This is a genomic window from Roseburia rectibacter, from assembly GCF_014287515.2.
Taxonomy (GTDB): domain Bacteria; phylum Bacillota; class Clostridia; order Lachnospirales; family Lachnospiraceae; genus Roseburia; species Roseburia rectibacter.
Window position 1 is genome coordinate 520536 of sequence record NZ_CP092473.1, and the last position, 14465, is coordinate 535000.

The following is a 14465-nucleotide window of genomic DNA, read 5'->3' on the forward strand; positions in this document are numbered from 1 at the left end:
TTTTCTGACGAATTGAGAGACGTTATGGCTACATGGATCATTTTTTGATTCATGGTGCAATTTTCAGATTAGAGATTGCTCCGTGAATAATTCAGGATAAATATGTTTTTGACTGTTATCTGACAAAATAAAGGAGATAGGGCATGCAGGCGATTATCTTAGCAGCGGGAATGGGAAAACGTTTGGGAGAGTTGACGAAAAATAATACGAAATGTATGGTGGAAGTCGGTGGTGTGAGGCTGATTGAACGTGCGCTTCGTATACTTGACAGAAAAAAATTAAGCCGGATCATTCTGGTTGTCGGATACCAGTATGAAAATCTGGTTTCTTTTGTTGATTCTTTGGGGCTTAAAACACCGGTTGAGTACATTATAAATGATGTATACCATAAGACGAATAATATTTTTTCACTTTCACTGGCAAAAGATCAGATGATGCAGGAAGATACATTGTTATTGGAATCAGATCTGATTTTTGAGGAGAACCTGATCGATATGCTGTTAGAAGATGACAGGGATACGCTGGCGTTGGTGGATAAATTTGAAAACTGGATGGATGGTACCTGTATCGTGGTCGATCAGGACGATAACATTACTGATTTCATTCCGGGAAAATTATTAAAATACCAAGAGAAAGAACATTATTATAAAACAGTAAATATCTATAAGTTCGGAGCACAGTTTTCAAGAGATGTATATGTACCATTTTTGGAAGCATATGCAAAAGTTATGGGAAATAACGAATATTATGAAACTGTGATTAAACTCATACTGATGTTGGACAAAAACACCATGAAGGCAAAAAGGTTAAATGGTGAATTGTGGTATGAGATTGATGACATACAGGATCTTGATATTGCACAGACATTATTTATCGAGGATGATGTAGAACGATATCATCATCTGATGCAACGGTACGGAGGATACTGGCGTTTCCCTCATTTACAGGATTATTGTTATCTGGTAAATCCATATTTCCCGACAAAGCGTATGCAGGAGGAGATGGAATCTAATTTTGATGTGCTGGTTCGTCAGTACTCGTCTGGTATGACAGTCAATACGCTTCTGGCGGCAAAGAGTTTTGATGTGCATGAAGAACACATTGTGATCGGAAATGGTGCAGCAGAGCTGATCAAAGGATTACTGGAAGAACTGAACGGAAAACTGGGTGTGATCCGTCCGACTTTTGAAGAGTATCCAAACCGCTGGGAGAAAGATGTTATTGCATACGACTGTACGGAAAATGATTTTTCATATACGGCTAGCCAGTTAATCCAATACTTTACAGAAAATCCGGTTGATACGCTTGTACTGATTAATCCGGACAATCCGACCGGTCATTGTATGAATGCAGACGAGATAAAACGGCTGCTGCAGTGGAGCAGGCAATGTGATATAAATCTGATCATAGATGAGAGTTTTCTTGATTTCGCAGATGCGGAAAATTTATCGTTATTATCGGAACAGGTGTTAAAAGAAAACAAAAACCTTTATGTGGTAAAAAGTATTTCAAAATCATACGGAGTTCCGGGAATCAGACTGGGAATTTTAGCAAGTGGAAATACAGATATGATCGGGCGTTTAAAGAAAGATGTATCAATATGGAATATCAATTCCATGGCAGAATTTTTCATGCAGATTCTGGACAAGTATAAAAGCGACTATACAGATTCCCTGCGGAAAATAAAGGAGGAAAGAAGTCGTTTTCTGAATGAACTTTGTGCGATCAAAAATCTAAAGGTCTATCCGTCACAGGCGAATTATTTCATGTGTGAGATTTTAGATGGAATCAGCAGCGAAGAACTGGCAGGAAGACTTTTAAAGGAAAATATCTTGATTAAAGACCTGACAGGAAAGATACATAATGGAAAGCAGTATATCAGAATTGCAATCCGGGGAGAAGAGGAGAACCGGATACTGGTGGAGAAACTGAGATTATGTATGGGGCAGAGAGAGAATGTGGAGCAATGAAAATGCGGTTATTATGAAAAAACTGCAAAGATAGTAGAAAACTCTTGCACAGAGTATACGGTTATGTTACAATTGTAAATGCTATTAACATTTGATGATTACAGAATTATATGGCGATTTTCACAGCAGGCAGTGAAGAATTGCAGCAAAAGGAGAAATATGGGAGAAAAAAAAGATGTGATATATCTTTCTTCCAAAGAGGCTTTTTTGAAAATTTGTGTACTGGCACTTACTATTGGTATAAGTGTAGTGGCATCATTGTTTGACTACAAATCGTGTTATGTAACTATATTGGTGCAGGCATGTAATAATATGTATGATTTTTATCAGTTTACAGATAATAAAAAATATTCAACTCTAGTAAAAAGAGAATCGATTGCTATTGTTTTGTTTGCGATTATTGCAATTATCGTATCTGTAGTTGCGATTCTTGAGTTGTATGTAGTTATGAAGTCTATTTGGATTAAACTATTGGTGATTTCTTTCGTAACTATACCGTTAGCAGTCGTATATAATGACTATAAGATTAATATAGAGAAAGAGAATAGAGTGGAGGCTTGAAAATATGGCAAATGAAATTATGATTGTTATTGGTTTTGTCATAACTGTAGTTGCAATGTGCAAATTATGGAATTTATATGCAATGAAACAATATGGAAAAGCCAAAGCAGATAGATTAGGATTGACATATGGATTTTATGTTGACAATATGCAATCTTTTGAAATCGAAGGAACAGGAAATGATGAAAATGGAGATTATGATGTTGGAAAGGCAGTTAAGAAAATAGAAATGCCAGATGATGTAAGGATCAAAGCATAATGAATAAAATAGACTTTTTAGAATTTTACAATGGTGTAGTTAAAAAACTAGGGATGCATCTGGAAAATGAATACAGGCAATTTCATTTTTGTGATAATCCTGATTCGTTGTATGAAGAATATCTTAACCAAAAAACCATGCTAAGAGTTTTATACCAAAAGAAAAATGGTGAAAGTAAGACACTATTAGACCGCCATAAGGTGTGCGCCTGTATGACAGCTGCAATCATTAAGGTCAGGCTGGTAAGTGGTAATATCCAAACGGATGATGATTTTTCTTTATCTGCGGCATCAAGAATTAACGAGCAACTGGCTTTTATGAGTACGTGGGAATTGTTTTTGGGGTTCATAAGGCTTCACAAAGAAGAAGTAGACAAAAATTACCGATTGCCAGACACTTATCATAATAATTCTTTTTTGGATACTATTACAAGATCATTATTTATGGCTAATCAGTTGAACGCCTTATCGACTCCTTTAATAGCAAATGTTTTCTTCTTGTTAGAAAAGTATTTTGAAGTAGAAGAACAAAATAATATTTTAAAAGCGCAATTAGAAGTTATAGAGTAAGTACTCACTATGAAAAATGGAGTTCTATATCCTAATTATTGATTTATCTCCTAAAACAGAGCATGATTTAGGAGATAAAAGTATTTTAGGGAGATGCGCTATAGTACATTCCAGTCTTAATGAGATCACAGCCGCTCCCAGTACCCCTTAAAATCATCTTCCGTCATCCCCTCCCCGATCATCCGATACAGCTCCATCTGCTTCGGGATCAGGGCATTGTAAATGGACTGCGCATAATCCGGCACCTCCGCAAGAACCGTTTTTTCTAATTTTTTGTAGAAAGAATAGGAAGGCTGGAACCCCCGGAGTTTTGCAAAGTACAGTGTTTCATACAGATAGGTATGGAGGAAATACAGCTTGATCTCGTCATAATATTCCTGAAAAAATGGGGTTTTTTTCATAAAGTTCCAGACCGCAAGCTGGACATCAGCATGCATCTTTAAGGTTTCTTCCTGTTTCATATCATTTCGCATGGTTCCGGCATCGTTTTGCCTGTAATAATAGTAGGCATCGTTTAAGATCACAATTTTATCCGCAAAATATAAAAGCGGGTATACAAAAAGCGGCTCCTCATAAATGACATGTTCTGCGTAGGAGGTATGAGCCTTTTTCAGCAGATCATGTCGGTAAAGTTTATTCCAGCAGCCATAAGTAACTTTTTCTGAGATCAGAAATTTTTTGCGTTCACTGACAGAAGAAATTTTAATCACTTCCGGTGTAACATTCCGACCGGAGTCTACGGCACCCAGACGGTCTGTATAGTAAAAATATTCAAACTGGATGATATCAGCATCCGATTCTTTTGCTTTTTCATAAGTTTCCAATAGAAAATTATCAGCAACAAAATCATCTGCGTCAACAAATGCAATATATTCACCCGTTGCGTACTGCAGGGCAATATTTCTTGCGCCGCCCTGACGCATATTTTCCTCAAGTTTTAAGATCATAATACTTTCTGGATAGGCACGTTCGAATTCCTGCAGCATGTTCCAGGTAGCACCCTCGTCTGTGGATGCATCGTCCACAAAAATCAGTTCGATCTGGTCAATTCCGATTGTCTGCTGTACAAGTGACATAAAACATTTCGGAAGATATTTTGTTGCATTAAAACATGGGATGATGACACTTATTTTTTTCATAGATCAAAATTCTCCTGATAAAAAGGTTGCATATGGTATAATATACAAAAATGGTATATCATTAATTTATCATAATTGAAAAGAACGGACAATATCAGTATAAAAAACAGGGAGGTATCAATGGCTGGAAATATAGCAATCGGTATACAGGATTTTTCGACAATTATCCAGGGAAACTATTTTTATATAGATAAAACGCCTTTTATTAAAGAATGGTGGGACTGTGGGGACAGTGCGACTCTGATTACCCGTCCACGTCGTTTTGGGAAAACGCTTACAATGAGTATGGTGGAGCAATTTTTCGCCATAGATTATGCGGGTTTGGCAGATATGATGTCATGATCGAGCTGAAACAGCCGGCGGAACGGGATGCAAAGGAAAGACAGTCCTGATCGAATCGGCTGCTGATTGTCAATAGACCACTGGAAACTTGATAAAAAGTAAAATTCAGGATACACAAATATTTAGTTCAGTAAAATCTGAACCACACAGGAGACCAATCACATGTTATCAGTCTGCATTATCACCAAAAACGAAGAACACAATCTGGCACGTTGCCTGAAATCTTTCCAGAACACCGGATTTGAATTGATCGTAGCCGATACCGGCTCCACAGATCAGACAAAGAAAATTGCCGCAGAATATACGGAGAATATCTATGATTTTCCATGGTGCGATGATTTTTCGGCAGCGAAAAATTTTGCAGTTTCAAAGGCGGCATATCCGTATGTAATGGTCATTGACAGCGACGAGTTTTTACAGCAGATCGATATGCCGGAGTTAGAAAAACTGATTGCTGCACATACAGGCGAAGTTGGCAGGATACAAAGGATCAACATTATTTCCGGAAAAGACGGCAAGCAGGAGAATAAGGAATGGATTAACCGTATTTTCTCAAAAGAAAAATTTCATTATACAGGAAGAATCCATGAACAGGTGACTGCATATGACGAAAAAGAATATCTTACATACAAAGCACCGGTTGTGATCGGGCATACAGGCTATGATCTGCCACAGGCAGAGAAGAAGAAAAAGGCGCTGCGCAACATCCGTTTGTTGGAGCAGGAGTTAAAGAGCTTAGGATGGGATGCAAATGCGCATGCAGATGAGCTGGAGCAAAACATAAAGCATTCCAAATCGCAAAAGACAATGCCGGCACAAAACATTGCGGATTTAAAGAAAATGGAGCAGATCCCGTATCTTTTATACCAGCTTGGAAAAAGTTATTATATGGCAGAAGATTATAATGAGGCATGTTTCTGGTTTGCCCATGGTCTAAGCTATGATCTTGAACCAAAGTTAGAGTATGTGATCGATATGGTGGAAACCTATGGCTATGCACTCATCAACAGTGGACGTGCAGAGGAGGCACTTTTTTTTGAAAACATATATGAAGAATTTGGAAATAGTGCGGATTTTCAGTTCCTGATGGGACTCATTTATATGAACAACGCTATGTTTGATGCAGCAGTTGGAGAATTTTTGAAAGCGGTCAAACACCGGGACTGCAGGATGGCGGGAGTAAATTCCTATGCAGCATATTATAATGTGGGTGTTATCAATGAATGTCTGGGAAAAATCAGTGAGGCGAAGTATTATTATCAGAAATGTGGCGGTTATGAGCCGGCGGTAAAACGTTTGAAACTATTGTAGTCAGCCTGTTGTAGATAGAATACGCAGGAATGGAGAAGAGAATGGGAATATATTTAAATCCGGGAAATGAAGAATTTCAGAAAGCACTTAATTCCAAGATATATGTGGATAAAACCATGCTGATTTCTGAAATGAATCGGAATCTGAATACCGAACATCAGAATATATGTGTAAGCAGACCACGCCGTTTTGGAAAATCTATGACTGCAAATATGCTTGTGGCATATTATAGTAAAGGATGCGATTCTAAAAGCATGTTTGCTGATTATAAGATTGCACAGGATGAGAGTTTTGAGGCAAATTTGAATAAATATAATGTCCTTCATGTCAATATGCTTGACTTTCTTAACCGTGCACAGACAGTGGACGGAATGATCGATTACCTACAAAAGAGGCTTTTGTGGGATATCAGGCGGGAATACGGAGATGTAGACTGTTTTGACCGGGAAGATCTTATTGATGTATTAGAGAACATATATAGTCAGAGAAATCAGAAATTTATAATCATTATCGACGAGTGGGACTGTATATTCCGAAAGTATCCGGGGGATGATGAAGCGCAGAAAAAATATCTGGATTTCTTGCGCCTGTGGATGAAAGATAAGCCATATATTGCGTTGGCTTATATGACGGGAATACTGCCGATTAAAAAGTATGGCGAGCATTCAGCTCTCAATATGTTTGATGAATATTCCATGACCAATCAAAGGGAACTCGCTGAATTTACCGGGTTTACGGAAGAGGAAGTTCAAAGTCTGTGTGTGTCATATGGTATGCCTTATGACAGAATGAAACAGTGGTACGATGGATATGATTTAAAGGGCGTTCAGATTTATAATCCGAGATCGGTTGTTATGTCATTGTTGGGACATGACTTTGACAGTTATTGGACGAAGACAGAGACATATGAAGCATTAAAAAAATATATACAGATGGATATGTATCACCTGAAAGCGTTAGTTACGCAGCTTATTTCAGGCAGTCATATTAAAATTAATCCAGATAAATTTCAGAATGATATGTCCACGTTTGCAAGCGTAGATGATATATTTACACTTTTGGTACATTTGGGATACCTGACCTATGATTTTGAGAACAAGACGGTTTCTATTCCAAATCAGGAGGTGCAGAAAGAATTTATTAACTGTATAGAAGACGGTGGCTGGGAACCGGTTATGGATGCGATCCGTAATTCTGAAGCACTGCTTTGGGCAACCATAGATGGAAAAGAAGAATATGTTGCACAAATGATTGAACAGGTGCATCAGGAAAATATATCTATCTTAAAGTATAATGATGAAAATTCAATGTCATGCGTGCTTTCACTGGCATATTATGCCGCGCGGAAAGATTATGTAATGTATCGGGAACTTGCAGGGGGGAAAGGATTTGCAGATATTGTGTTTGTTCCGAGAAAATATAGAGATGTGCCAGCAATCGTAGTGGAATTAAAATGGGATAAATCTTCGGATGCAGCCATTGCACAGATAAAGAAGAAGGAATACATGCAGAGTCTGAAAGATTACCATGGAGAAGTGATCCTGGTTGGCATTAATTATGACAATACAGATTCTGTAAAGGACGATTATAAAAGACATAGCTGCAGGATAGAAAGAATCAAGTTATAACAGGAGACAACCATGCAAACAACCATCATCTACATCACCGGCATCTACGATACCCTTGACTTATTTACACAGGAACTGAAAAATGCGTTTGAGACCATGGGGTATGCCTCATTTACTTATGATGCCCGTTTGGAAGAGGAGAGTAAGCAGGCATTGATCGAATGCATCGAAGAAGGTACAAAAAAAGGACAGAGATTTTTTGGTGTCACTTTTAATAACCTCGGATATAATCTGACACTTCCGGAAGCCAAAACAGAAACTGGTGATGCATGTTCAAAACAGAATATGGGATATTCCCCGAAAGATATAAATTCCTCAAGAGAGCCGAATTTGTGGGAAACCTATGAGATTCCATACATCAATATCCTGATGGATCACCCGTTTCATTATGAAAAACCATTGCAGAATGCGCCGGACACATCCGTTGTGCTGTGTACAGACCGGAATCATGTCCGCTACATCCGAAGATACTTTAAAAATATCCGGTATACTGATTTCCTGCCACATGCGGGAGTGGAACTTGGCAGCAGGCACAAGCCGCTTGCGGAGCGTGGAATTGATGTTTTATATGCCGGGGCATTGCCGATCTACACAGTTGCGAAGATGATACCGGATCTATCATCCATCCCGGAAGTCGATGGAGAGGAGATGGCACAGACTGTGCTGTCAGAACTGGTGCATCATCCTGACCGGACAACAGAGGATGTGATAGAAGAATATTTAAAATATAAGCGGAATGATATTTCAGAACAGCGTATTCATGAGATCATCGTGCAGATGCGTTTTATTGACTCGTATGCCACGTCATTTTTTCGTGAACAGGCTGTCCGTATTCTGGTGGAAAATGGGATTCGCGTGACAGCATATGGAACAGGCTGGGATCAGTGTGAATGGAGCGATAATCCGTATCTGGTGTATGGTGGAAAAGTACTTGCGCCGGAAATATTGCCACTGATGAACGACAGCAAGATTGTCCTGAATACGATGACCTGGTTTAAAGCCGGAGCACATGACCGTATTTTTAATGGAATGCTTGCGGGTGCAGCAGTTGTGACGGATGATTCCACTTATCTGCGAAGAGAATTTACGGATGGAAAAGAGCTTGTGATGTTTTCAAGAAATGAAATCCGTACCCTGCCGGAACGTGTATTTGATCTGTTTGGACACATGCAATCCACACAAAAGATGGCAGACTGTGGATATCAGGCAGCAAAAGAGCATCATACGTGGAAAAGCAGGGCAGCATGGATCAGGGAAGCATGGATGTAGAGCGGAGGTTCTTATTCTCTCTCTGCAACAGGCTTTATATACAGATGAAAACGTTATTTTGGCTGAAACAGCACAGGAATGGAGATTAGTGTGAAAAATACATTTTTCACACGCAAGATTTGTGCTTCGCACAAACTTGTGATGCGCTTAAAAGCAGCGCAGGAATGGGGATTATTATGCACATATTGATGTATCGCTGGAAGGCTTATAATTACAGAGACATAGAGCAGACATTTATATTGCTGGGACATACTGTGGATAATATCGAACAGCACCTTGGCAATTATGATATTGATCCGGAATTTGAAAAAATAATTGAGCACAAAATGCAGGAAACGCATTATGATATGGTATTTACGGTCAATTATTTTGCGCTGATCTCGAATGTCTGTCAGAAGATGGGAATAAAATATGTATCGTGGAGCTGTGACAATCCGCTGATCAGTATGTATCACGAATCCATTTTTCATCCCTGCAATTATATATTTACATTTGATAAGACAAATTATCTGGAATTTCGGGAGATGGGAGTAGAGCATATCTGGTATCTTCCGCTTGCGGTAGATACAAACCGGATGGATATGGTGATTGCAAATTCGCCGGAAATACAGAAATACAAAGGGGATATCGCATTTGTTGGAAGCCTTTATGAAAGAAATTCTTATGATAAGATAAAAAGCAGGCTGCCAGAATATCTACGGGGGTATTTTGACGCAGTGATCGAGGCACAGTTAAATATCAGTGGTGCAAATATTGTGGAATCTATGCTGACCACGGATATACTGGAAAAACTTCAGGAATATTTTGAACTAGAAAAATCAGAAGGGTCGTTTTCGGATCTTGGACTGATCTTTCAGACGACCGTACTTGGATTTAAAATTGCGGAAGTGGAGCGCAGACGTGCATTGATCGAACTGTCAAAACGTTATCATGTCAATGTGTACAGTAACAGTGATATAAGTGATATGCTGCGGATTCAGTACTGTGGTTCGGTTGATTACTGGAGTGAGCTGCCGCAGGTTTTTCGTATGTCAAAGATCAATCTGAATTTTACGATTCCGAATATCAAGAGCGGCATACCGCTCAGGGTATGGGATGTGCTTGGGGCAGGTGGCTTTTTGTTGACGAACTATCAGGCAGAGATACCATATTATTTTAAAGAAGGCGAAGATTTAGTATGCTTTGACGGAATTGATGATCTTTGTGAAAAAGCAGGATATTATCTGGCACATGAGGAAGAACGTCTGGCAATCGCGGAAAATGGTTATCGAAAAGTAAGGGAGCATCACAATTATATAGAAAGAATAAATACGATGCTGGATATTATAGAAGAAAATGAAAATCAGGAAAATGATATATAGTACATGATCAGTGTGAAAGATGCATAATCTGAAGTTGCATCTGGGATATTGGAATATTAAACGGACACTACAGAAAATCTGTAAGTGTCCGTTTAGCAGTATCTGTCTAACATCATTCCGGAATAAACGGAAGTCAGATAAGGACAGGAAAAATTCTTATGTCCGGGTCTTTTGTATGTGATCATCGTTTTGCTTGCATAATTTAATGGGTCGACAGAGACATTTCCAGCGGTCGTTCCGAGATCATTTTTGAATTTATTTAATGTGGAAAAACATTCTTTGGCATCAGCAGAAGTAACGGCGTCTGTCAGGAGATTTGTATCGATTTTGATTTCTCCATCGTCTGTTAAATTCAGTCCGTATGACTCAAATTCATTGTAATAAGGTTTCACTACCTGCGTGAAATCACGCCGCAATTTATCTGCTTCCTGTGTATCGTCATAGTGATAACTCAGTTGGATCAGATTATTGTACACATTTATCAAAGACTGTACATTGTCTACAACAGAGTCAGCGGTTGTTTTGAAACCAATCTGTACAGGCGTTGTCCGGGAACTTGGTTTGTTCAATGTCAGCTCAAAAGCATTGTTGACGGTAAAAGTGTTAGACAAGGATGCGTGTTCAGTACCATTTAACAGGAAAGAAGAATTACATGCCTGCTGGGCAACATTGTCAATACCGAGTGTCTGCATTGCTTTTGCGGATGCATGATCGGAACTTGGGGTAACTTCAAACAGATAAGACTGACCGTCAGCGAGACCGGTCTGGCTTGAAGTCAGACGCAGTGCAATCTTATTGCTGGCATTTTTCGCAAGATCTGCATGGATTCCGACGCCGGAAGAATTGACCAGGCGTGCAAGTTTTTCAAGAATGTACTGATTGTCATCATTTCTGCCTGCCGTATACTGAAATTCGTATGAATTTAAGTCAGTTGATATGTCGAATGTGTAAGTACCGGCCTTAAAATCACATTCATCAGGATACAGAAACTTTCCGATATTGATCTGCGGAGCAGCAAGCTGCCTTACTTCAACATCAAAATGCAGAGAATTATCGAGATTCTGATCTTCTCCGATGTAGGAAACATTAACAGAGGATGAATCAGAAGACTTTGCCACTTTTTTATTGAATACGTTTTCAATCCCCTCATCATTGTCAGAAAGGGATGCGATCACATTCTGGATAGACCTGGTATGTTCTTTCAGATCGATCGCAAATTTTTTGACATCTGTGGAGTCTGGAATTTTATACAGAGGAGTATCTTTGTTTGTTTTTACAATCTGATTATAGACAGCACGAAGCTGACTCTTCTTATGGGTATCATAACGCGATACCTTCGAAGTGCCATAAGTGCTTAAATAATAATGATATGCACTGTCAATAGCAGCCAAGAAAACCCCTCCTTTCTTCCATGAAATATATAACATTTATCAGGTTATAGGACAGCATCCTTGCCGCTTGGCATGATAAATGTGGGGATTTTAATATAAATTTAAAGATTCTTTAGAACTATTTCGGTTGAACCATCTAAAAATATTATACCATTTGAGAAAAAAATGTGAAAATAGGAAATAAATAGGAAAAAACTCACAGAAAAGTATGGATAGATATTGTGGATTTTTAAATATAAAAAAAGATTGACGGAAATAGACGGATATGATATAGTAGACAGGCGATGGAAGTAGGTCTTTTTTTTATGCCTTTTTTTAAGGACTGTCGCTGATCCTTAGAAAACGTCTCACTACGGAGACCGGGGCAGGAAAAAGCACAAAGAATTTTAATGGAGGTGGAAGTTGTGCGCACAAAAATAACATTGGCATGTACGGAATGCAAAAACCGTAACTACAACATGACAAAAGACAAAAAAGCTCATCCTGACAGGATGGAAACCAAAAAGTATTGCAGATTCTGCAAGACCCATACGTTACACAAAGAAACCAAATAAGACGCGCGTGGCAAAGGAGTGAAAAAATGGGAGAAACCGAGAAGTTAGACAAGGCTCCGAAAGAGAGTTGGTTTACCGGTCTTTCGGCTGAGTTCAAAAAGATCATCTGGCCGGAGAAACAATCACTTGTAAGACAGACCACGGCGGTTATTGCTGTATCCGTTGTATTAGGTCTTATTATCGCGCTTTTGGATTTCGCAATTCAGTATGGCGTTGATTTCCTTGTTGGTTTTAATTTTTAATGGAGGCAGAGTGATTTATGGCAGAGGCACACTGGTATGTTGTTCATACCTACTCAGGATATGAGAATAAGGTAAAAGCGAACATTGACAAGACAATTGAAAACAGACATCTGGAAGATCAGATCTTAGAGGTCCGCGTTCCGATGCAGGATGTTGTCGAAATGAAAAATGGCGCAAAAAAATCCGTATCAAAGAAAATGTTTCCGGGATACGTTCTTATCAATATGGTTATGAATGACGACACATGGTATGTTGTCAGAAATACCCGTGGTGTTACCGGATTTGTTGGTCCGGGAAGTAAGCCGGTTCCACTTACCGATATGGAAATGAAACCATTGGGAATCAAAAAAGAGAACATTGAAGTTGACTTTACAGAGGGAGACACCGTTGTGGTTACCGGAGGCGTCTGGAAAGACACCATCGGAGTAATTCAGGCGATGAACCACGGAAAGCAGAGTGTAACGATCAATGTTGAACTGTTCGGTCGCGAAACACCGGTAGAAATAAGTTTCGCAGATGTAAAACTTAACAATTAATGCACAGACCAGGATCTGTGCGCAGGTATGAAATCATGCCTGAAACATTGGATTAAGGAGGCAATTCCAAATGGCAAAGAAAGTAGAAGGATATATCAAATTGCAGATTCCTGCTGGCAAGGCTACACCTGCTCCTCCAGTTGGACCTGCTCTTGGACAGCACGGCGTTAATATCGTTGAATTTACAAAACAGTTCAACGCAAGAACAGCTGATCAGGGAGATCTTATCATCCCTGTAGTTATTACAGTATACGCAGACAGAAGCTTCAGCTTCGTTACAAAGACACCACCTGCTCCTGTATTAATTAAGAAAGCCTGCAATATTAAATCTGGTTCTGCAACACCGAACAAGACAAAGGTTGCTACACTTTCCAAAGCAAAATTACAGGAAATCGCAGAATTAAAAATGCCAGACTTAAATGCAGCATCTTTAGAGGCAGCTATGAGCATGATCGCCGGTACTGCAAGAAGTATGGGCGTTACCGTAGAAGAATAGAATTTGCAAAAACAGCAAATTCATTGGAAGAATGCAAGAGCGGCATTCTTCTGGAAAATTCTACAACAATTAAGACTATTTGTTAACGATTATGTGGGAGGGCCCTCTCCCGATAATACCACCAGGAGGTTTTTTTAGAATGAAAAGAGGAAAGAAATATCAGGAAGCTGTTAAAGGTTTTGACAAGGCTGCTCAGTACGATGTTGCTGAAGCAATCAGCCTGGTAAAGAAAAACGCAACAGCTAAATTTGATGAGACAATCGAACTTCACATCAGAACAGGTTGTGATGGACGTCATGCAGAGCAGCAGATCCGTGGTGCAGTTGTATTACCACACGGAACTGGTAAATCAGTTAAGGTTTTAGTATTCGCAAAAGGAACCAAGGTTGATGAAGCACAGGCAGCAGGCGCTGATTTCGTAGGCGGCGAGGAACTGATCCCGAAGATCCAGAACGAGGGATGGTTAGATTTCGATGTTGTTGTTGCTACACCGGACATGATGGGCGTTGTTGGACGTCTTGGCCGTGTACTTGGACCGAAAGGTTTAATGCCAAACCCGAAAGCTGGAACAGTAACTATGGATGTTACAAAAGCTGTTAACGACATCAAAGCTGGTAAGATTGAGTACAGATTGGACAAAACAAACATTATCCACGTGCCAGTTGGAAAAGCTTCTTTTACAGAAGAACAGTTAAGCGACAACTTCCAGACCCTTATGGGTGCAATCAACAAAGCTAAACCTGCAAGCTTAAAAGGTCAGTATGTTAAGAGTGCAACTCTTACATCTACAATGGGACCTGGTGTAAGATTAAACGTAGTTAAAATTACACAGTAACA

15 protein-coding genes and 1 pseudogene are annotated in these 14465 nt (G+C 39.3%); 14 read left to right on the forward strand and 2 right to left on the reverse strand.

From position 1 onward, the window contains the following. Nucleotides 1-143: 143 nt before the first annotated feature. The 4 genes from H8S51_RS02450 (at nucleotide 144) to H8S51_RS02465 (ending at nucleotide 3359) form a co-directional block, all read left to right on the forward strand. Nucleotides 144-1970: an aminotransferase class I/II-fold pyridoxal phosphate-dependent enzyme gene (locus H8S51_RS02450; protein WP_186899971.1), complete on the forward strand. Its 1827-nt coding sequence runs from the start codon at nucleotides 144-146 to the stop codon at nucleotides 1968-1970. Nucleotides 1971-2129: 159 nt separating this feature from the next. Next, a complete protein-coding gene (locus H8S51_RS02455; RefSeq protein WP_186899972.1) occupies nucleotides 2130-2531 on the forward strand; it encodes a hypothetical protein in 402 nt (133 codons plus the stop codon). Nucleotides 2532-2535: 4 nt separating this feature from the next. Further along, complete coding sequence (locus tag H8S51_RS02460; RefSeq protein WP_186899973.1) at nucleotides 2536-2790, forward strand: hypothetical protein; 255 nt, start codon at nucleotides 2536-2538, stop codon at nucleotides 2788-2790. Then, complete coding sequence (locus tag H8S51_RS02465) at nucleotides 2790-3359, forward strand: hypothetical protein (protein ID WP_186899974.1); 570 nt, start codon at nucleotides 2790-2792, stop codon at nucleotides 3357-3359. Before H8S51_RS02460 ends, H8S51_RS02465 begins: the two co-directional genes overlap by 1 nt. A gap of 125 nt (nucleotides 3360-3484) precedes the next feature. Here H8S51_RS02465 and H8S51_RS02470 read toward each other — a convergent pair whose 3' ends face one another. Continuing rightward, a complete protein-coding gene (locus tag H8S51_RS02470) occupies nucleotides 3485-4498 on the reverse strand; it encodes a glycosyltransferase family 2 protein (RefSeq protein ID WP_117921886.1) in 1014 nt (337 codons plus the stop codon). A 120-nt stretch (nucleotides 4499-4618) separates the two neighbouring features. Here H8S51_RS02470 and H8S51_RS02475 point away from each other — a divergent pair. The 5 genes and pseudogenes from H8S51_RS02475 to H8S51_RS02495 form a co-directional block, all read left to right on the forward strand. Then, nucleotides 4619-4831, forward strand: a pseudogene (locus H8S51_RS02475) (AAA family ATPase); the annotation flags it as partial. A gap of 171 nt (nucleotides 4832-5002) precedes the next feature. Continuing rightward, nucleotides 5003-6151, forward strand: a complete 1149-nt coding sequence (locus H8S51_RS02480; RefSeq protein ID WP_117921885.1) for a glycosyltransferase family 2 protein — start codon at nucleotides 5003-5005, stop codon at nucleotides 6149-6151. A gap of 41 nt (nucleotides 6152-6192) precedes the next feature. After that, entirely contained in the window at nucleotides 6193-7779 is a 1587-nt protein-coding gene (locus H8S51_RS02485) for an AAA family ATPase (RefSeq protein WP_117921884.1), read from the forward strand. 12 nt (nucleotides 7780-7791) lie between these two features. Then, nucleotides 7792-9048: a glycosyltransferase family protein gene (locus tag H8S51_RS02490; RefSeq protein WP_186899975.1), complete on the forward strand. Its 1257-nt coding sequence runs from the start codon at nucleotides 7792-7794 to the stop codon at nucleotides 9046-9048. Between the two features lie 176 nt (nucleotides 9049-9224). Then, nucleotides 9225-10409 (forward strand): CgeB family protein, encoded by a 1185-nt coding sequence (locus tag H8S51_RS02495; RefSeq protein ID WP_241070861.1) that lies wholly within the window; start codon nucleotides 9225-9227, stop codon nucleotides 10407-10409. Between the two features lie 92 nt (nucleotides 10410-10501). On the opposite strand, the gene H8S51_RS02500 is transcribed toward H8S51_RS02495, so the two are convergent. Next, on the reverse strand, nucleotides 10502-11800 hold the full coding sequence (locus H8S51_RS02500) for a flagellar capping protein (protein WP_241070862.1): 1299 nt from the start codon (nucleotides 11798-11800) through the stop codon (nucleotides 10502-10504). Nucleotides 11801-12204: 404 nt separating this feature from the next. Between H8S51_RS02500 and rpmG the strand changes: the two genes are divergently transcribed. From rpmG to rplA, 5 genes are all read left to right on the forward strand, one after another. Then, complete coding sequence (gene rpmG / locus H8S51_RS02505) at nucleotides 12205-12354, forward strand: 50S ribosomal protein L33 (RefSeq protein WP_006855731.1); 150 nt, start codon at nucleotides 12205-12207, stop codon at nucleotides 12352-12354. A gap of 26 nt (nucleotides 12355-12380) precedes the next feature. After that, entirely contained in the window at nucleotides 12381-12596 is a 216-nt protein-coding gene (gene secE / locus H8S51_RS02510) for a preprotein translocase subunit SecE (protein ID WP_015521110.1), read from the forward strand. 17 nt (nucleotides 12597-12613) lie between these two features. Further along, nucleotides 12614-13132, forward strand: a complete 519-nt coding sequence (nusG, locus tag H8S51_RS02515; protein ID WP_006855729.1) for a transcription termination/antitermination protein NusG — start codon at nucleotides 12614-12616, stop codon at nucleotides 13130-13132. Nucleotides 13133-13202: 70 nt separating this feature from the next. Beyond that, a complete protein-coding gene (gene rplK / locus H8S51_RS02520) occupies nucleotides 13203-13628 on the forward strand; it encodes a 50S ribosomal protein L11 (protein WP_006855728.1) in 426 nt (141 codons plus the stop codon). A 139-nt stretch (nucleotides 13629-13767) separates the two neighbouring features. After that, nucleotides 13768-14463, forward strand: a complete 696-nt coding sequence (rplA, locus tag H8S51_RS02525; protein ID WP_117921881.1) for a 50S ribosomal protein L1 — start codon at nucleotides 13768-13770, stop codon at nucleotides 14461-14463. Nucleotides 14464-14465: the final 2 nt, after the last annotated feature.